Raw genomic sequence first — 17685 nt, 5'->3', positions numbered from 1 at the left:
CGACCGTAACGGACGTTCTCGGTAGGTCTTTGCGGGAATTTCGACCGCACAACAGTGGAACTGATCGGCGCCGCCGTGCGTCCAAGCCTTTGATGGAACATCCGGTAGCACTGCAGACCTCCGGCGGGCCGCCCGCCGAGCTGGTGATCGATGCGCCGCCACCGGTGCCGAAGGCCACCCCGGTCAATCCGGTGGCCCGGCTGCTTCCCGTCGTTCTGGTCATCGCGATGGTGGGCATGATGGCCGTCTACTTCGGTTCGGGGCCGGCCGCGGCACGAGGTCCGGCGTTCATGTTCTTTCCCGTGATGATGGTGATGTCGGTGCTCGGCACCTTGGTGTACAGCCTGCGCGGCAACGGGCGGGCGGCTGAGCTCACTCGCGATCGCAGCGAGTATCTGCGCTATCTGGACGGGCTCGACGCCGTGGCGGCCGCAACGGCACAGGCCCAGTGGGAAACCTTGCACGGCGAGCATCCCGCGCCCGCGACGCTGTGGCTGCTGGTGGGCACCGACCGGATGTGGGTGCGTGCACCCGATGATCGCGGATTCGGCGATGTCCGGATCGGAATCGGCGTACGGCCTCTGCTCACGCGACTGGTGGCACCTGCCGCCGGTCCGGCCGAGGACCGTGACCCGGTCACCGCCGCAGCGTTGGACGACCTCATGCGAAACCGATCCGTTGTCGCCGACGTCCCCGTCACCGTGAACATCTGCAGCCGAGCACATCTGGCGGTCGGCGGGCCGTCCGACGACGCCGGCGCCCTGGTCCGGGCCATGCTCTGCCAACTGGCCGTGGCGCACAGCCCGCGCCATCTCAGAATCGCCGCGGTGCTCGGGCCGTCGGCGGCCGAGCAGTGGGACTGGTTGAAATGGCTGCCGCACCACTGGCATCCGCGAAGCCGGGCGGGTCAGCGCCTGCTGCGATACCAGACCGTGGCGCAGGCTTTGGACGACGACGCGGCGATGCACGTCGTCGTCATCGCGGACGGCGTCGCATCCGAACCCAGCATCTCCAAGCCGGGCGTCACCGTATTGACGATCGGATGTGCATCGGACACGAGCCCGGATCTGGCCGTCGGACCCGACAAGGTCAGCTTCGGCGACGCTCTCGCGCAACCCGACCGCCTGACCGTCGAGCAGGCGCTGACGTGCGCACGCCGCCTGGCGCGGTACCGGTCGGCGAAATCCCCGACTGCCGAACGGTCCACCTGGTTGCGTCTCATCGGTCTGGGCGACCCCGCGCGGTTCGATCCGGTGACCTGCTGGCGCACACCTGACGCGCAGAACCTGCTGCGGGTGCCGATCGGGCTGGCCGGGAACAACGCACCCGTCCACCTGGACCTCAAAGAGGCTGCGCACAACGGCATGGGCCCGCACGGGCTGTGTGTCGGAGCGACGGGATCGGGCAAGTCGGAATTCCTGAAGACGTTGGTGCTCGGGTTGGCGGTCACCCATCCGCCCGAGGCGCTCAATCTGGTTCTCGTCGACTTCAAAGGGGGCGCAACATTTCTCGGTCTCGAGTCGGTGCCGCACGTCAGCGCGTTGATCACCAACCTCGCCGACGAGGCTCCGCTGGTCGCCCGCATGGCCGACGCCTTGGCGGGCGAGCTGAACCGTCGTCAGGAACTCCTGCGGGCTGCGGGCAATCTCGCCGACATCACCGACTACCGCCACAAGCGCCCAGATCTGCCCGCGTTGCCCGCGCTGTTGATCGTCGTCGACGAGTTCTCCGAACTGCTCCACCAACATCCTGACTTCGCCGATCTGTTCGTCGCCATCGGCCGGCTCGGACGGTCACTGGGCATGCACCTGTTGCTGGCCAGCCAACGACTCGACGAAGGGCGGCTGCGCGGCCTGGAATCGCACCTGTCGTACCGCGTGTGCCTGAAGACATTCTCGCCGAACGAATCCCGTGCGGTACTCGGCGTGCCCGACGCCTATCAGCTGCCGAACGCACCCGGTGCGGCGTACTTGAAGACGCCGTCGGGTGAGCTGACGAGGTTCCAGACGGCGTTCGTCTCGGGCGGTTATGACGCCGACGCACCCGTGGTGGCGGCGCCGCAGCGTGTCCGTCCGTTCGTCGCGCGCTGCGTGGTGCCCGACCGGCAGGCGGCGCGTAAACCGAGAACGACCGTGCTCGACGCCGTGCTCGCCAAGTTGGTCGGGCACGGCACGCCGGCTCATCGGGTGTGGCTACCTCCGCTTCCGGATGCGGTCCCGCTCAGCGATGTGTTGATGCCGGCACGTCAGCACCTGACCGTCGCGATCGGCCTGGTCGACCGGCCCTTCGAGCAGCGCCGCGACCGGCTTGTCGTGCGACTCGACGGCGCGGCCGGAAACGTCGCGATCGTCGGTGGGCCGCAATCGGGAAAGTCGACGGCCGCAAAGACATTGGCGTTGGCGCTGGCCGCCACGCACCACCCGTCCGACGTCCAGCTGTACGGATTCGATTTCGGTGGCGGCGCGTTGTCGGCGCTGCGGGCCCTGCCGCATGTCGGCGCGATCGCCGGCCGCCACGACGTCGACCTCGTGCGACGCACCGTGACCGAACTGGAAGGCCTGGTGCGCGGGCGTGAGAAGCGGTTCGCCAGCTTGGGCATCGACTCGATGGCCGAGTACCGCAGGCGCCGCGACGAAAGATCCTGTGACGACCCGTTCGGTGACGTGTTCCTGATCGTCGACGGGTGGTCGACGCTGCGAGGCGAATTCGAGCACCTCGAGCCCGTGATCACCGCGTTGGCCGTGCGGGGACTGTCGTTCGGCGTGCACGTCGTGGCGAGCGCATCGCGGTGGGCAGAATTCCGCCCGGCTCTCAAAGACCAGCTCGGCACCCGGATCGAATTGCGGCTCGGTGATCCGGCCGAATCGGAGATGGACCGTAAACGTGCCCGCGAGCTCGGCCCGTGCCCGCCCGGCCGAGGTCTGACCCGTGACGGCCGAGAGTTGTTGATCGCCTTGCCGAGACTCGACGGCGCACCGAGCGACCACGGAATCGGCGCCGCGCTCGTGCGAACCGGTGACACCCTGCGATCTGAGCACCGGGGTGCCCGAGCGCCGGAGATCCGGCTGCTTCCTGCGCTGGTCGAGCATCACACGCTGCGCCCGCCCACCGGTATGCGGCCGGCCACTCAGGTGGTGCTCGGGCTGGGAGAACTCGAATTATCGCCTGTGGTATTGGATTTCGCCGAGCAGCCCGACCTCCTCATCCTCGGTGACACCGGCTGCGGAAAGTCCACGGCGCTGCGCACGATGTGTCGTGCGCTGGTCGATGCCAATGCCCCCGACGCCGTGCGACTGCTCATCGTCGACTTCCGCCGCACGCTCCTCGGCGTGGTCGAGTCGGAGCATCTGGCCGGGTACGCGGTATCGGCCGGTGCACTTGAAACAGCGTTGGCGGAGCTGACGGTCACGCTGCGGGCCCGCATGCCCGGGCCGGACGTCGACCAGCGCGCACTCCGCGACAGATCGTGGTGGGCCGGTCCGGAGCTCTACATCGTGATCGACGACTACGACCTCGTGGCAGGATCGGGGGCGAATCCGCTTGCTCTGCTGCTCGAATTCCTGCCACAGGCACGTGATATCGGGCTTCATCTGATCGTGGCGCGGCGATCGGGTGGCGCGGCGCGGGCGATGTTCGACCCGGTCCTGGCCCGACTGCGAGAACTCGGCTGCATGGGTCTGCTGATGAGCGCGAGCCCCGAGGAGGGCGTGCTGTTGGGTTCGGTAAGGCCGGCGCCGCTACCGCCCGGACGGGGCACCCTGATCACTCGGGCAGCAGCCGATCAGCTCATCCAGGTGGCGGTGATCCCGGAGGACGGGCAGTGACCACCGCAGTGCTGGAGATCGGTCCCGTGACCGTGCGCGGACCAGGAACGGTCTCGCCCGAACACGCCATGGCCGCGGTGGAGTGCATCGACGACACGACCGCATTGGTCGGCGAGCAGCCGATGGCGGTAGACGACCTGTGGGTCGAGGTGATCGCCGCTGCCGCCGGGGCCGAAGCCGATGCACTGACTTTGGTGTGTCCCACGTGGTGGACCGCTGATCGGATCGCCCGGATCCAATCCGCAGTCGGAGAAGGCGCGGGAAATCGTGTGCTGCAGCGTGTTCAGAGACTCACCGCCGATCGGGCCGATACGTCGTGGGCGGTGGTGGAGATCGCGGTGGAGCTGGTGCTGGTGTCGCGCGGCGATGGCGAGCCGGTGGCGTTGGTCCGCTGGGGTGAGGACGACGTGCTCGCGCAATCGGTGGTCGATGCGGTTGACGGTGCCGGTGAAGTCATCGTCGATGCGCCTGCCGAAGTCCCGGGGGCCCGTGCCCTCGGTCTCCTTGTCGCCGGCCGGATCGGCGACCGAGGCGCGCGCGTGACGATGGCCGACCCGGCACTGCTGCGCCGGGAAATCGCCACTGCCCACACCGAACCCGAGCTTCGACGGACGCGACCGAGCCGACGGGGCTCAGCGGTCTGCGCCGCGGTGATCGCACTGTGCGCCGCGCTCGCGGTGAGCCTTCCCGACCGCCCGCAGCAGGCAGAACCGATGGCCGTACTGGTCGAGGGCCGGGTCGGTGTGCAGGTCCCGGTCGGCTGGACCGTACAGCGCATCACCAGTGGACCCGGATCGGCGCGCGTCGAGGTCGTTTCGAATACCGACCCCGCCGTCGCCGTTCATCTGACTCAATCTCCGGTCTCCGACACCCCGGCCGCCGAAACCCTGCGCCGCGCGCTCGACGAGCAGCCCGCCGGGGTGTTCGTCGACTTCAATCCGACGGATCGGATCGCGGAACGCCAGGTGATCACCTACCGCGAAGTCCGCGCCGAGCGTCAGGTGCGGTGGGCGGTGCTGGTCGACGGCCCCGTTCGCATCGCCATCGGCTGTCAGAACCCGCCGGGCCGCGACGACCTCGTCCGAGCAGCGTGCGATATGGCGATCAGGTCGGCACATGCGGTGTTCTGAAATCGGGTGGAACCGAATCGGGCTGCGGTGCGTCGAAAAGGTATACCCCGCAACAGAAGACCGAAAGGCTGCCAATGGCTCAATCATCGAACTCGCTGGGCACCGACTTCGACGTGATGACAACGGTGGCCGGGAAGATCGACGTTCTCAACGACGACATCCGGGCCATGCTGCAGACGTTCATCGGCCGCATGAGCAGTGTGCCGCCATCGGTGTGGGGTGGTGTGGCGGCCACCCGGTTCCGTGATGTGGTCGACCGGTGGAACAGCGAGTCACTCAAACTGCACACCGCACTGCAGCGGATCGCCGACACCATTCGCAGCAACGAACAGACGCTGCGCGACGCAGCCGACACTCATTCGCAGCGGCTCGGCGCCGTCGGCGACAACCTCTGATCGGAGAATCTCGTGAACCAAGTCCTGTCTTATGATTTCGGCGAGATCGAATACTCGGTCCGGCAAGAGATCCACACCACGTCGAGCCGGCTGAACGCGGCCTTCGATGATCTGCGGGCGCAGATCGCCCCGCTGCAACAGGTGTGGACCAGGGAAGCGGCCGCGGCATATCAGGTCGAGCAAGCCCGGTGGAACCAGGCCGCGGCCGCGCTCAACGAGATTCTGTTCAACTTGGGTAATGCGGTCCGCGACGGGTCGGACGACGTAGCCGCCACTGATCGCAGCGCCGCCAGCGCGTGGGGGATCTGACACCGCACCCGGATGAGCCTGTGCGGTCCCGCTCGGAATGGAGAGGCCAAGCGGGACCGCACATTCCCCGATCCGGCGCAGACCCCTCGTACCTACCTGCGCCGGACGTCTTCTCAGATGACCCGCGAGCGGGCCTGTTCTGGGCGCACCTGGTTGATCAGCAGCTGAAATTCGAAGTCGGTTCCCGCGGCTCGTCGCGCGTCGGCCCCGCATCGGCGGGCCAGCCGGTGCACATCCTCGGCGGGCGTGTGCGAAGCCACTTCGGCGGTGATGCGCATGACCGGGCGGCCCCGTTCCGTGCGGGTGACGGCCTTGGCGCGCTGCACGGCGGGATGGCGCCCCAGGTCGTCGGCCACCGCGTCGGCGAGCCGATCGAGGTCGACCGCTCCGGCGTGGCCCGTCACCGTGCGAATCGAGCGCGGACGCATGTGCAGCAGCACCAGCCACAGGCCGAGAAGCGCCGCGACCACGCCGCCGACCCCCAACGCCGCGGGCCACCACGGCCATTGCGGTGCACTCGCGAACGCGTCGGCATCGAGCCGGGCGGATGCCTCGCGGGCCACCGGGACGTTCGCGCGGTAGCCGATCAACCATGCGCCTGCCACCAGCAACGCCGCTGCGGCGAAGAACGTGACGAGTCGATCCGCAACGCGGACAACAGTTGTCATGGTGTATCTCCCTCGGAATGGGCGGTGCGCCACCGCTCGAGCGCATGTTTACGTACCCAGACACCGTCTCCGACGGGCAGATACGCGCGGCGTCGTGGTTTGACGGCGATGACCAGAAGCACCACACCCACGAGCACCGCCAGGACCGCGGCCGGCCATGTCCACCACTGCCATTGGGCTTGCCCGGCCCAGCCGAGCGCGGGAGCGATCCATGCCGTCCCGCCGATCCAGCCGACGGCGATCAGGGCCTCCCGTACCGCGACGACCCCGGCCGCGATCACGGCCAATCCGACCAGCAGACCGGTGATCGTAGAACCTGCCACGCGACGCGGACCGTACTGCGCACTTTCACCGATGCCTGTGGTCTCAGCCTCGATCTCGTACGCGTCAGCCACCTGGGCCGGTGTTCTGTCGCTGTCGATCCGGGCGATCCGCACGGCGACGCGCTGCGGGCTTTCCCCGAGGGACGCCGCGAGCTCGCGCGACACCGCGGTCTCGACATCGCCGAGCACCGTAGCGCCGTCGATCGGCCAGTTCGCGGCGATCTCGACATCCACGACCCGTGACGTCAGCCCGCCGTCGACCTGCACGGCGGGAAAAGTCCTGCCGGGCACGATCGCGCGATGACGCACGACCCCCGGTACGGACAGCACCGCATGCTCGATCAGCCGCTGCCGGACGCGATCGCTGACCACGGTCCGGCCGCGAACGGGTTGCGCCGCAGGCAATGTCGCAGCCTGTTCGGTTGTCACTGTCAGCTCCTGGGCCGGCGTCCGAGTGCAGTCAGATCGATCGTCCCGTCGAGGTGGGCACCGATCGCCGCACCGCCACCGCCCAGAACCAGCGCCAGCAGAAATCCGATCAGACCGCCCGTCACTGCGGCTATCGCCAGGAGCAGACCCGCGAAAAGGCCGATCACCACATATTTTTGGTTCATCGTTGAGCTTTCTTGAGAGAGTTTGTGCGACGGCGACGGGCGCGCCGGCGTCGCGCGAGATACGCCCCGAACCGCCCCCGGCAGGTGCGCCGAACCCGGACCGCGGGTTGTCGAGCGCCCGGACCGGGGGCGTCCAGCGCGGCGAGCGCTTCGATCAGCGCCTCGGCGGAGCCGCCGACGTCGGGATGATGTCGTCGCACGACGTCACGGCGGGCACGCCTTCCGGTCACGGCACCGCCGTGACGTCGCCGACAACCACGTCGACGGGGACACGGGCCGCCGTCGAGGCCGCGTCCCGCACCCGATCCGCCGTATCGAGCAGGCCGGCCCGCAGTTCGAGCACGACGTGGACCTGGCCGCGATCGGCGCCGAGGCGGATGCCCCGCACGGTCCGGCCGGGCAGATGCGTCTCGGGCACGCCCGGGCCGAAGTGCAGGCCGATCACCCCGTCCACCGCGGTAACGGCTTCGACGACGCGATCGACGCGTTCAGCGGCCGATGAAGCTGTGCTCACTTGACGCGGGGCTCGCCGGTGCCGTCGCTGTCGGCGTCATCGTCGTCGGCGAAGTGGACGTCGTGCACGGTGACGTTGACCTCGGTCACCTCGAGTCCGGTCATGTTCTCCACCGCGGAGATGACGTTGCTGCGGATACCTTCGGCGAGGTCATGGATGGCGACGCCGTACTCGGCCACGATCCCGATGTCGACGGCGGCCTGCCGCTCGCCGACCTCGACACTGACGCCCTGGGTCAGGCTTGGCGAACCCGGCAGCGTCTCACGCAACTTGCCGACAACCCGTGCCGCCTGGCCGCCGAGGTCGTACACGCCGTCGATCTCACGCGTCGCGATACCGGCGATCTTGGAGACGACGATGTCGGCGATCGTGGTGACGCCATGGCCAGACACTTTCTCGATATCCTTGCCCGGCCCGGCGGTGTTTGCACTGGAGCTAACTTCACGGGTCTGGGTTGCTGTGGTCATCAAGTTCTCCTTCTCACCTAAGTCCCCGGACATTTCGTCCGGCACAATCGGTTCGTCGGGCCGAAGTGCCCGACGCGCACGCAAACGAGACGTAGAACACAGTCTCGGGGGAGACCAACGGGGGTGGCAGTGGTACTGAGCAGGGAAGGACTGCTGGAATGGCTGTCTGACGAGGTGCTCGCCCGCCGCGCTCAGCGCGGCGACCTGGAGGCTTTCGACACTCTCGTGGTGCGCCACGCGCCCGCGCTGCGGCGATTCGTCGCAAACACCTACCCCGACCGGCACGAGTGCGACGACATCGTGCAGGAGACGTTCATCGCGGCATGGAAAGCTCTGCCGACATTCGCGTTCCGGTCGCAGTTCCGCACCTGGCTGTATTCGCTGGCGTCACGAAGAACCGTCGATGCCCTGCGCCGGCGCCGGCCCCAGACCGATCTCGACGCCGCAGCGGAAACACCTGACCTCGGACCCGGCCCGGGCCAACGCGCCCTCGACGGGGACTTCATGACGGCGCTCAACCGCGAACTGGCGCGACTGCCGTATCCCGGCCGCGCGGCGTGGTGGTTGCGCGAGGTCTACGACTTGCCGTTGTCGGAGATCGCGACGGTTCTGCACACCACCGAGGGCTCGGTGCGCGGCCATCTGCAGCGCACCCGTAAACGGCTGGCCGAGGCACTTGAGGAGTTCCGCCCATGACGACGTCGAAGCTGTCGATTGGACGCGATGACTGGGCATCGGGCACCGTGTCACGTAAGACTGGAGGTTCGATGGGTAGCACAACCACGGACGATTACGACGCGGTCGCACGGTCGACCGCGTGGATCGCCGATGCCACCCGCAGCCTGGCCGGACTGGGCGCGACACCGGACGATGACCGCGCAATCGATCCCCGTTGGGGCGAAAGTGCTTCAGCCCTCGATCATCTGCGCGCCAGCATCGCCCACCACATCGCGGCGCTGCCGCGCCAGGGGCGGCCGATCCGCAGCGCGCGACCGGGTATCAGCATCTCGCATCTCGCGTTGTCCAAGGTGCTGACGGCGCAGCTCGCCGAACCGGCGGCGGCTGCCTCGGCGGCGGTGGCCGACATCGATGTGCGGGTCGATGCGCAGAAGCTGTCGGCGGTCCACATTCACCTGGTCGCGGTCGGAGCCGATCCGCGTGACCACACCTACCTGCACGACGGGGACAGCCTCCGCGACCACGCCGCGGCGGCCATCACCGATCTGCTCGGCGTCACCCCACACATCACCGTCACGTGGGAGGACATCGCCCTGCCACCCAACGGGTGACGGCCGCAGTCAGCTCACGGAGTCGTTCGACCGGCGGGGTCGCCTGCGGCCACCGCGCGAGGCGTGGGCCTTGGGAGCGTGATCGCCGCGCGAGGTGCTGCGCGGGCGGCGCGAGCCGGACCGTTCGGACCGCTGCGGTGCCTTCGGCTCGGGCCGTGCGGGGGCCTTCGGCTCACCGAAAACCCGCTCGCCCGGGGCGATTTCGCGCAGCACCGGGTGATCGAGCCCGTTGACGCGCGTGATGGTCGGCTTCACACCGGCCTTGCGGGTCAGCTGGCGTACGTCGGACACCTGGGCGTCGTGCATGAGCGTCACCACGGTGCCCTCGGCACCCGCGCGGGCGGTGCGGCCGGACCGGTGCAGATACGCCTTGTGCTCGACGGGCGGGTCGGCGTGCACGACGAGACTCACGTCGTCGACGTGGATGCCGCGCGCGGCGATGTCGGTGGCGACCAGCACGGTGGCGCTGCCGTCGGAGAACGCGGTGAGGTTACGGGTCCTGGCGTTCTGCGACAGGTTCCCGTGCAGCTCGACAGCCGAGATGCCGCGTGAATTCAGTTGGCGGGTGAGGTTTTTCGCTCCGTGCTTGGTGCGCGCGAACACGATCGTGCGGCCGGGAGCCGCGGCCAGGTCGGCGACTACGTTGACCCGCGCGGAATTGTCGACGTGCAGCACGTGGTGAACCATCGCGCTGACGGGCGACTGCGCGGAATCCACGCTGTGCACCACCGGGTCGTGCAGATAGCGCTTGACCAGGACATCGACCCCGGCGTCGAGCGTCGCGGAGAACAGCAGGCGCTGACCACGTTTCGGCGTGCGGTCCAGAAGCCGCTTGACGCCGGGCAGGAAGCCGAGATCGGCCATGTGGTCGGCCTCGTCGAGTACGGTGATCTCGACCGCCGACAGATCGGCATGGCCGGATTTCACATGGTCTTCCAGCCGTCCGGGGCACGCGATGACGATGTCGACGCCGCGCCGCAGTGCAGCGATCTGCGGGCCGGGGCCGACGCCGCCGAAGATGTTGACCGAGCTGAGCCCGGTCGCTTTGGCGAGCGCGGTCAGCGACGCCTCGATCTGGGTAACCAGTTCGCGGGTCGGCGCGAGGATCAGGGCGCGCGGTCGGCCGGGCGCGGGCCGGGTCCGGGTCGCCGACAGGCGGGCGACGAGGGGAAGCAGGAACGCATAGGTCTTGCCGGACCCGGTGCGGCCGCGGCCGAGCACGTCACGGCCGGTCAACGAATCCGGCAGGGTCGCGGCCTGGATCGGGAATGGGGCCTCGATGCCATTGGCGGCGAGGGTGGCGACGATCTCGGCGGGCAGGCCGAGGTCGGCAAAGGTCATTTGCGCAGACAAAAGAGAACTCCGAAAAGTAGATAGGCGGTCGTCCTGCCCGGCGCGGGTGACATCCCGCGGCGCTCGGTTGACGATCGAGATCGCGGCAGAGGCAGAACAGGCAAGCCGCGTGACCCGACTATACCGGTAGCGAGCCTGTTTACCCGCCTCGGAACGCCCCGCCGTTACCCGCGTCACACCGCCGTCAACTATTCTGGCGGGCACGCGTAAAGCCAGCTGACAGGCTCTGCGCTCAGGAGCGTGATCGTCGTGGCCACATCGAAGAGCGCAGGTGGGCGGGTAATGACCCGGCTCCCACCTGCGAAGGTGCGTGCCGTGCACAGCCTCTTCGTCGAAGGCCAGGTCGACGCGGCCTATCTGGAGTCCACACCGCTGCGCAAGGTCGTGGTCGAGAGTTGGCGGCGCAGCCTCGCGACCGGCGTCGACCCCGACCGTGGTGGTCAGACGGCAGCCGCCGTCGCGGCACTCGCCCAGCTTCGCGAATCACATCCGCTTGCGCCCACACTGCCGCTGATCCGGCGCCTGCTGGTCGACGACGCCGTCGATTCCGGCGTGGTCGTCGCGGTCAGCGCGGCCGACGGCACCCTGCTGTGGGTCGAGGGCGACCGTGTCGCGTGCCGCAAGGCCGAGGCGATGAACTTCGTGCCGGGAACGGACTGGAGCGAGCGCACCGCCGGGACCAACGCGCCGGGCACCGCGCTGGCGCTCGACCGTGAGCTGCAGATACGCGGATCAGAGCACTTCTCCCGCGTCGTGCATCCGTGGAGCTGCACGGCCGTGCCCGTGCACGATCCGGCCACCGGGGCGCTGCTCGGTGCCATCGACCTGACCGGCGGTTCGGCCGTCGCCTCCACACAAACCCTCGCGCTCGTGCGGGCCACCGCCGTCGCGGTCGAGAATCAGCTGGCGCTGCTTCAGCTGACCCGCCCGGTGCCGTCCGCGGAGGGAGCGCGCCTGACCGTGCTGGGCGCCGACCGCCCGCGCTGGCAGGTCACCGACGACGACGGGCATGCCCGCTCGAGCGTGCTGACCGGACGGCACGCCGACATCCTCGTGCTGCTCATCCGCCACCCCGAAGGGCTGTCGGCCGACCATCTCGCGATGCTGCTCGACGACAAGGATCTCGACGTCGTCACGATCCGCGCCGAGATGTCCCGGCTTCGCCGTGTCATCGGATCGCATTACATCGCCTCGCGCCCGTACCGACTGCTCGCGCCGGTCGCCAGCGACATGGGCGACGTATTCGACGGGCTGCAGGCCGGCGACGTTCCCGCCGCGCTCTCGGCCTACACCGGCGCGTTGCTGCCCCAATCGGTGTCGCCCGCGATCGGGCGCCTACGCACCGAACTGACCGCGAGCCTGCGCGAGGCCGTGCTGGCGCAATCCGCCCGTGGAAACCTCGCATTGCTGCGCAAATGGCTCCAACTGCCGGACGGCCGCGACGACCGGCACGCCTGGCGCATGCTGCATGACCACGCCCAAGCCGATCCGGTCGCCCGCGCACAGGCCCGTGGCCACCTCGCCGGACTCGACTCCGAACTGGGCTAGTACGGAATTCTCGGGTTGCACCGAACGTGCAACCGTGCTGCAACCTCTCACTGCCTACCTTGAGTGACGACCGACACATTTCGTCGTCCGAACGCAGGAGAATGCCATGACTGTTTACGCACGTCCGGGCGCTGAAGGCGCCCTGATGTCGTTCGAGGCCCGTTACGACAACTACATCGGCGGCGACTGGGTCGCGCCTGCCGAGGGCCGGTATTTCGAGAACCCCACGCCGGTGACGGGTCAGGTGTTCTGTGAGGTGGCGCGCTCGACCGAGGCCGATGTCGAGAAAGCGCTCGACGCCGCGCATGCGGCGGCGCCGGCCTGGGGTAAGACCTCGCCTGCCGAGCGGGCGGTGATCCTCAATAAGATCGCCGATCGCATCGAGGAGAATTTGGAGTCGATCGCGCTGGCGGAGTCGTGGGACAACGGCAAGCCGATCCGTGAGACGCTGAACGCCGATATCCCGTTGGCGGTCGATCATTTCCGCTACTTCGCCGGTGTGCTGCGCGCTCAGGAAGGCTCGCTGTCACAGATCGACGAGGACACGGTCGCCTATCACTTCCATGAGCCGTTGGGTGTGGTCGGTCAGATCATTCCGTGGAACTTCCCGATCCTGATGGCGGTGTGGAAGCTGGCTCCGGCGCTCGCCGCTGGTAATGCGGTGGTGCTCAAGCCGGCCGAGCAGACCCCGGCTTCGGTGCTGTATTTGATCTCGTTGATCGGTGATCTGTTGCCTGCGGGTGTGGTCAACATCGTCAACGGGTTCGGTGTCGAGGCGGGCAAGCCGCTGGCATCGAGCAATCGGATCGCCAAGATCGCGTTCACCGGTGAGACCACCACGGGCCGGTTGATCATGCAATACGCGAGCCAGAACCTGATCCCGGTGACCCTGGAACTCGGCGGCAAGTCACCGAACATCTTCTTCTCCAATGTCCTTGCCGCAGCTGATGATTACCAGGACAAGGCCCTTGAGGGCTTCACGATGTTCGCCCTCAACCAGGGTGAGGTGTGCACGTGCCCGTCGCGGTCGCTGATCCAGGCCGACATCTATGACGAGTTCTTGGAGCTGGCCGCGATCCGCACCAAGGCGGTGCGCCAGGGTGATCCGCTCGACACCGAGACCATGATCGGTGCCCAGGCCTCCAACGATCAGCTGGAGAAGATCCTGTCCTACATCGAGATCGGCAAAACCGAAGGCGCCAAGCTGATCACGGGCGGTGAGCGCGCGCAGCTCGGCGGTGACCTCAACGGCGGGTACTACGTCGCGCCGACGATCTTCACCGGCAACAACAAGATGCGGATCTTCCAGGAGGAGATCTTCGGCCCGGTCGTTGCCGTCACGTCGTTCAAGGATTACGACGACGCGATCGCGATCGCCAACGACACCCTCTACGGTCTTGGCGCCGGCGTGTGGAGCCGCGACGGCAACACCGCCTACCGTGCGGGCCGTGACATCAAGGCCGGCCGGGTGTGGACCAACTGCTACCACCAGTACCCGGCGCACGCCGCGTTCGGCGGCTACAAGCAGTCGGGCATCGGCCGCGAGAACCACAAGATGATGCTCGACCACTACCAGCAGACCAAGAACCTGCTCGTCAGCTACAGCAACAAGGCGCTCGGGTTCTTCTGACAAGCAGCCGATAGCTCGAACGTGAGCTTGTGTGCGAGATACCCCGCAAAATTCGCACACAAGCTCACGTTCGCGACCTGAAAGGCAAGGAATGACTTCACTGCCGCTGGCGACAGCGCAGAAAGTGCTCGACGCCGCGATGTCCAAGGCGGACGAGATCGGTCAGCCGATGAACATCGCCGTCGTCGACGACGGTGGTCATCTGGTCGCGTTCGTGCGCATGGACGGCGCCATCAAGGCCAGCATCGACATCTCGATTCGCAAGGCGCGCACCTCGGTGATGATGAACCTGCCCACGAGCGCACTCACAACGGTGTGCCAACCGGGCGGCGAACTCTACGGCCTGGAACAGACCGCGGGCGGGCTCGTGGTGTTCGGCGGCGGGATCCTGCTTGAGGCCGACGGCGAGGTGATCGGCGCGATCGGTGTCAGCGCCGGCAGCGTCGAGCAGGACGTGGCCGTGGCCGAGGCGGGTGTGGCGGCGCTCTAACGAGCTTCGGCGAGAACGCAGTCGCCGCAGTAACCGCCGCCCGGCACTTGGTAGAACAGGCAGCAGTTGCGCCGCCGGAACTGCCCGGCGGCGAACTCGGCCGCGTCGAGCAGGGGAGCGGTCGCGATGAGCGCCGCGACCAGCGCACGGCCCCGCCGCTCGGCGGCGGCCTGCGTCTGCGCGAGCACGGTCACCGCGCCGTTGGCGGCCGATGCCACGTTGCCCCACAACACCTGTGGGGACAACGCGGCCGCCGAGCGCATGGTGTCGTTCAACGGCGTGAAGACGTCGGTGATGACGGTTTCGGCGATGGCCCGCGCGGCCTGGTGTGGATCGGTCACCCTGACCCAGTCGGCTCGTGTCATCGCGAGCGCCGGCCGGTGTGACGAATCGCGTTGCCATTTCACGGTTTCGGTCGTCAATCGCGGGACCGCGGCCAGGCAGACAGCCGCCCCGACGACCGGGGACAGCAGCCGCGCGGCGATCGAGAGGTGCAACGAGGACGCCGCGGCCTTGAGCGGCACCGCCGATTCCGCGACACCCATCGACGACGCGATCGCCGCTTGCGTGCGCCTCGTGTAATCGCGCATCGCGGTATCGGTCAGCAGCGTGCTGATCGGCAACCACCCGCCGTCGTCGGCGACCGGCAGGGCGAAGAACTCACCAAGCTCGGCAACCTCACGCAGCAATGCCGCCGTATCGTCCATCGTCCGCACAGGCTAGCGCCGCCGCCGCGGGCAGGCACACCCCGACCGTCTTCCCGGCGTTCACTTCGACACCGGGGCTGTGGTTTTCGGGTTCGGGCCGCCGAATCGCAGCCATGGTGTCGAACTGAACACCAGGGAGTGCGACCGGTACGTGGCTACCGAGCGCGATCGAGCCTCTGACCTGCGGCGCAACGGTCATGCAACGTGATGCAGCGCACAATCAAGGGTCGACGGCAGTGTCATACCAGTTGGGAGCAGTGCATGACAGAACCGATCCTCGATCCCTCGGTGGATTACCCGCTGAGTCTCAATCGCAAGGACTTGCTCTTCACGCCCAACGGCAAGCCGATCGACGGCATCACGATGGATGCGGTGATGTCGGGTGATGTCGAAGCCTCAGATTTGCGGATCACGCCGCAGACCCTGCGTCTGCAGGCTCAGATCGCCGAGAAGGTGGGGCGCAAGCAACTCGGCGCGAACCTGCGCCGCGCCGCGGAGATGACGGCCATCAGCGACGAGCGGGTGCTGCAGATCTACAACGCGCTGCGGCCCAACGCATCGACCAAGGCCGAGCTCGATTCGATTGCCGACGAGTTGGAGACGCAGTACGGCGCGACACTTCTGGCCGGGCTCGTCCGTGAAGCCGCCGACGTCTACGAGCGTCGCGACATCCTGGCCACCAGCGAATAGGAGACGACGTGACGGCAGTATCGCCCGGGTCGGTATCGGCCCAGACGACCCAGAAGCGGCAGTCGGAGCGGACGAAGGTTCTGGAGGACCGTCCGGTCAACCTCGACGGATTCGTCGAGGAGTGGCCAGAAGTCGGCATGGTCGCGCTGGACAGCGCGTTCGATCCGGAGCCAAGTGTGCGTGTCGTCGACGGCGTGATCGTCGAGATGGACGGCCGGGCCCGCGCCGACTTCGACTTCATCGACCAGTTCATCGCCGACCACGCGATCGACGTGGCGACCACCGAACAGTCGATGGCGATCCCGGCGGTCGAGATCGCCCGCATGCTGGTCGATCCGCACGTGACCCGCGACGAGGTGATCGCGGTGACGGGCGGCCTGACCCCGGCCAAGCTGCTCGAAGTCATGAAGACGATGAACATCGTCGAGATCATGATGGGCATCCAGAAGATGCGTGCCCGCCGCACCCCGGCCAACCAGGCGCACTGCACCAGTGCCCGCGACAATCCACTGCAGGTCGCGTGCGAGGCCGCGGAGGCGTCGCTGCGCGGATTCTCGGAAGTGGAAACGACTTTGGGCGTGGTTCGCTACGCCCCGCTGGTCGCGATGGCGCTACAGATCGGCAGCCAGGTCGGCACCGGCGGGCCGCTGACCCAGTGCGCGCTCGAAGAGGCCACCGAGCTCGAGCTGGGCATGCGCGGCATCACGGCCTACGCCGAGACCATCTCGGTGTACGGCACCGAGTCGGTGTTCGTCGACGGTGACGACACGCCGTGGTCGAAGGCTTTCCTCGCCGCGGCGTACGCGTCGCGTGGCATCAAGATGCGGTTCACGTCCGGAACCGGGTCCGAGGTGCAGATGGGCAACGCCGAGGGGCGGTCCATGCTGTACCTGGAGATCCGGTGCATCCTCGTCGCGAAAGGTGCAGGCGTGCAAGGCCTGCAGAACGGCTCGATCTCGTGCATCGGCGTACCGGGCGCGGTGCCGGCGGGCATCCGGGCCGTGGCCGCCGAGAACCTCGTCGCGTCGGCCGTCGATCTCGAATGCGCGTCGGGCAACGACCAGTCGTTCTCGCATTCCCCGATGCGGCGTACGGCCCGGTTGTTGCCGCAGATGATGCCGGGCACCGACTTCATCACGTCCGGCTACTCGGCAACACCGAACTACGACAACATGTTCGCCGGGTCCAACGTCGACGCCGAGGATTTCGACGACTTCAACACGATCCAGCGCGACCTGCAGATCGACGGCGGTCTGCGCCACGTCAACGAGGCCGAGATCCTGGCGGTGCGCCGCCGCGCGGGCAAGGCTCTGCAGGCGGTGTTCCGTTACCTCGACCTGCCGGCGATCTCCGATGCCGAGATCGAGGCCGCCGTCTACGCGCACGGCAGTCGCGAGCTCATCCCGCGCGACGTGCTCGAAGACCTCAAGGGTGCCCAGCAGGTGATGGACCGCAACGTGACAGGTCTCGACCTCGTGAAGGCGCTCGAATCGACAGGGTTCTCCGACATCGCCGAGAATCTGCTCGCCGTTCTGCGGCAACGGGTTTCGGGCGATCTGCTGCACACCTCGGCGATCATGACGCGCGACCTCAAGCCGCTGTCGGCGGTCAACGACCGCAACGACTACGCGGGCCCCGGCACCGGCTACCGCCCGTCCGGCGCGCGCTGGGAGGAGATGAAGCGGTTGCGTCACGTCACGAGTGCCGAGAATCCGGAATTGGAGGTGGAGTGAA

General features: G+C 67.7%; 18 protein-coding genes. 11 read left to right on the top strand and 7 right to left on the bottom strand.

The window, feature by feature from the left end; all coding sequences use genetic code 11:
• The first annotated feature begins 92 nt into the window (after positions 1 to 92).
• From eccCa to ACOI2T_RS28830, 4 genes are all read left to right on the top strand, one after another.
• Complete coding sequence (gene eccCa / locus ACOI2T_RS28845; protein WP_409502027.1) at positions 93 to 3824, top strand: type VII secretion protein EccCa; 3732 nt, start codon at positions 93 to 95, stop codon at positions 3822 to 3824.
• The gene (locus ACOI2T_RS28840) at positions 3821 to 4954 is read left to right on the top strand and encodes a type VII secretion-associated protein (RefSeq protein WP_409502026.1); all 1134 of its coding nucleotides are present in this window, start codon (positions 3821 to 3823) and stop codon (positions 4952 to 4954) included. Before eccCa ends, ACOI2T_RS28840 begins: the two co-directional genes overlap by 4 nt.
• 74 nt (positions 4955 to 5028) lie before the next feature.
• Positions 5029 to 5349, top strand: a complete 321-nt coding sequence (locus ACOI2T_RS28835; RefSeq protein ID WP_067842481.1) for a WXG100 family type VII secretion target — start codon at positions 5029 to 5031, stop codon at positions 5347 to 5349.
• Between the two features lie 12 nt (positions 5350 to 5361).
• Positions 5362 to 5658 carry a WXG100 family type VII secretion target gene (locus ACOI2T_RS28830; protein WP_067842485.1) on the top strand — a complete coding sequence of 99 codons (297 nt, stop codon included), beginning with the start codon at positions 5362 to 5364 and terminating at the stop codon, positions 5656 to 5658.
• A 113-nt stretch (positions 5659 to 5771) separates the two neighbouring features.
• Here the strand turns inward: ACOI2T_RS28830 and ACOI2T_RS28825 are convergent, their stop codons facing one another.
• The 5 genes from ACOI2T_RS28825 to ACOI2T_RS28805 form a co-directional block, all read right to left on the bottom strand.
• Positions 5772 to 6326, bottom strand: coding sequence for a hypothetical protein (locus ACOI2T_RS28825; protein ID WP_409502025.1), 555 nt, complete (start codon positions 6324 to 6326; stop codon positions 5772 to 5774).
• Positions 6323 to 7078, bottom strand: a complete 756-nt coding sequence (locus ACOI2T_RS28820; protein WP_409502024.1) for a hypothetical protein — start codon at positions 7076 to 7078, stop codon at positions 6323 to 6325. Before ACOI2T_RS28820 ends, ACOI2T_RS28825 begins: the two co-directional genes overlap by 4 nt.
• Before the next feature lie 2 nt (positions 7079 to 7080).
• Positions 7081 to 7263, bottom strand: a complete 183-nt coding sequence (locus tag ACOI2T_RS28815; RefSeq protein WP_067842498.1) for a hypothetical protein — start codon at positions 7261 to 7263, stop codon at positions 7081 to 7083.
• A 226-nt stretch (positions 7264 to 7489) separates the two neighbouring features.
• Positions 7490 to 7777 (bottom strand): hypothetical protein, encoded by a 288-nt coding sequence (locus ACOI2T_RS28810; protein WP_067842500.1) that lies wholly within the window; start codon positions 7775 to 7777, stop codon positions 7490 to 7492.
• On the bottom strand, positions 7774 to 8244 hold the full coding sequence (locus ACOI2T_RS28805; protein WP_067842503.1) for an Asp23/Gls24 family envelope stress response protein: 471 nt from the start codon (positions 8242 to 8244) through the stop codon (positions 7774 to 7776). The genes ACOI2T_RS28810 and ACOI2T_RS28805 overlap by 4 nt, the downstream gene beginning before the upstream one ends.
• 135 nt (positions 8245 to 8379) lie before the next feature.
• On the opposite strand from ACOI2T_RS28805, the gene ACOI2T_RS28800 reads away from it, so the two are divergent.
• Positions 8380 to 8940 carry an RNA polymerase sigma factor gene (locus ACOI2T_RS28800; protein WP_409502358.1) on the top strand — a complete coding sequence of 187 codons (561 nt, stop codon included), beginning with the start codon at positions 8380 to 8382 and terminating at the stop codon, positions 8938 to 8940.
• Positions 8941 to 9011: 71 nt separating this feature from the next.
• On the top strand, positions 9012 to 9533 hold the full coding sequence (locus ACOI2T_RS28795) for a hypothetical protein (protein ID WP_067843587.1): 522 nt from the start codon (positions 9012 to 9014) through the stop codon (positions 9531 to 9533).
• 9 nt (positions 9534 to 9542) lie between these two features.
• Here ACOI2T_RS28795 and ACOI2T_RS28790 read toward each other — a convergent pair whose 3' ends face one another.
• On the bottom strand, positions 9543 to 10874 hold the full coding sequence (locus ACOI2T_RS28790) for a DEAD/DEAH box helicase (protein ID WP_198538766.1): 1332 nt from the start codon (positions 10872 to 10874) through the stop codon (positions 9543 to 9545).
• 294 nt (positions 10875 to 11168) lie between these two features.
• Between ACOI2T_RS28790 and ACOI2T_RS28785 the strand changes: the two genes are divergently transcribed.
• The 3 genes from ACOI2T_RS28785 to ACOI2T_RS28775 all read left to right on the top strand — a co-directional run bounded on the left by ACOI2T_RS28785 (position 11169) and on the right by ACOI2T_RS28775 (position 14554).
• Positions 11169 to 12434: a helix-turn-helix domain-containing protein gene (locus tag ACOI2T_RS28785; protein WP_409502023.1), complete on the top strand. Its 1266-nt coding sequence runs from the start codon at positions 11169 to 11171 to the stop codon at positions 12432 to 12434.
• A gap of 106 nt (positions 12435 to 12540) precedes the next feature.
• Positions 12541 to 14064, top strand: coding sequence for an aldehyde dehydrogenase (adh, locus tag ACOI2T_RS28780; RefSeq protein ID WP_409502022.1), 1524 nt, complete (start codon positions 12541 to 12543; stop codon positions 14062 to 14064).
• A gap of 91 nt (positions 14065 to 14155) precedes the next feature.
• Positions 14156 to 14554 carry a GlcG/HbpS family heme-binding protein gene (locus ACOI2T_RS28775; protein ID WP_409502021.1) on the top strand — a complete coding sequence of 133 codons (399 nt, stop codon included), beginning with the start codon at positions 14156 to 14158 and terminating at the stop codon, positions 14552 to 14554.
• Here the strand turns inward: ACOI2T_RS28775 and ACOI2T_RS28770 are convergent.
• On the bottom strand, positions 14551 to 15261 hold the full coding sequence (locus tag ACOI2T_RS28770) for a (2Fe-2S)-binding protein (RefSeq protein WP_409502020.1): 711 nt from the start codon (positions 15259 to 15261) through the stop codon (positions 14551 to 14553). The genes ACOI2T_RS28775 and ACOI2T_RS28770 overlap by 4 nt on opposite strands.
• A gap of 261 nt (positions 15262 to 15522) precedes the next feature.
• Here ACOI2T_RS28770 and ACOI2T_RS28765 point away from each other — a divergent pair, with 261 nt between their 5' ends.
• Complete coding sequence (locus tag ACOI2T_RS28765; protein WP_085146641.1) at positions 15523 to 15951, top strand: diol dehydratase small subunit; 429 nt, start codon at positions 15523 to 15525, stop codon at positions 15949 to 15951.
• An 8-nt stretch (positions 15952 to 15959) separates the two neighbouring features.
• Positions 15960 to 17684: a propanediol/glycerol family dehydratase large subunit gene (locus ACOI2T_RS28760; protein WP_409502019.1), complete on the top strand. Its 1725-nt coding sequence runs from the start codon at positions 15960 to 15962 to the stop codon at positions 17682 to 17684.
• The last annotated feature ends 1 nt before the right edge of the window (position 17685 follow it).

The sequence above is a fragment of the Mycolicibacterium wolinskyi str. Jessa 2025 genome, from assembly GCF_049241375.1.
Classification (GTDB): Bacteria; Actinomycetota; Actinomycetes; order Mycobacteriales; family Mycobacteriaceae; genus Mycobacterium; species Mycobacterium wolinskyi.
Note: the sequence above shows the minus strand (reverse complement) of the source record. Positions and strands in the feature narration are given on the sequence as shown.

Coding starts and splice junctions, on each gene's coding strand:
- eccCa (WP_409502027.1), top strand. CDS start 93: ATGGAACATCCGGTAGCACTGCAGACCTCCGGCGGGCCGCCCGCCGAG.
- ACOI2T_RS28835 (WP_067842481.1), top strand. CDS start 5,029: ATGGCTCAATCATCGAACTCGCTGGGCACCGACTTCGACGTGATGACA.
- ACOI2T_RS28825 (WP_409502025.1), bottom strand. CDS start 6,326: ATGACAACTGTTGTCCGCGTTGCGGATCGACTCGTCACGTTCTTCGCC.
- ACOI2T_RS28815 (WP_067842498.1), bottom strand. CDS start 7,263: ATGAACCAAAAATATGTGGTGATCGGCCTTTTCGCGGGTCTGCTCCTG.
- ACOI2T_RS28805 (WP_067842503.1), bottom strand. CDS start 8,244: ATGACCACAGCAACCCAGACCCGTGAAGTTAGCTCCAGTGCAAACACC.
- ACOI2T_RS28795 (WP_067843587.1), top strand. CDS start 9,012: ATGGGTAGCACAACCACGGACGATTACGACGCGGTCGCACGGTCGACC.
- ACOI2T_RS28790 (WP_198538766.1), bottom strand. CDS start 10,874: ATGACCTTTGCCGACCTCGGCCTGCCCGCCGAGATCGTCGCCACCCTC.
- ACOI2T_RS28785 (WP_409502023.1), top strand. CDS start 11,169: ATGACCCGGCTCCCACCTGCGAAGGTGCGTGCCGTGCACAGCCTCTTC.
- adh (WP_409502022.1), top strand. CDS start 12,541: ATGACTGTTTACGCACGTCCGGGCGCTGAAGGCGCCCTGATGTCGTTC.
- ACOI2T_RS28775 (WP_409502021.1), top strand. CDS start 14,156: ATGACTTCACTGCCGCTGGCGACAGCGCAGAAAGTGCTCGACGCCGCG.
- ACOI2T_RS28770 (WP_409502020.1), bottom strand. CDS start 15,261: ATGGACGATACGGCGGCATTGCTGCGTGAGGTTGCCGAGCTTGGTGAG.
- ACOI2T_RS28765 (WP_085146641.1), top strand. CDS start 15,523: ATGACAGAACCGATCCTCGATCCCTCGGTGGATTACCCGCTGAGTCTC.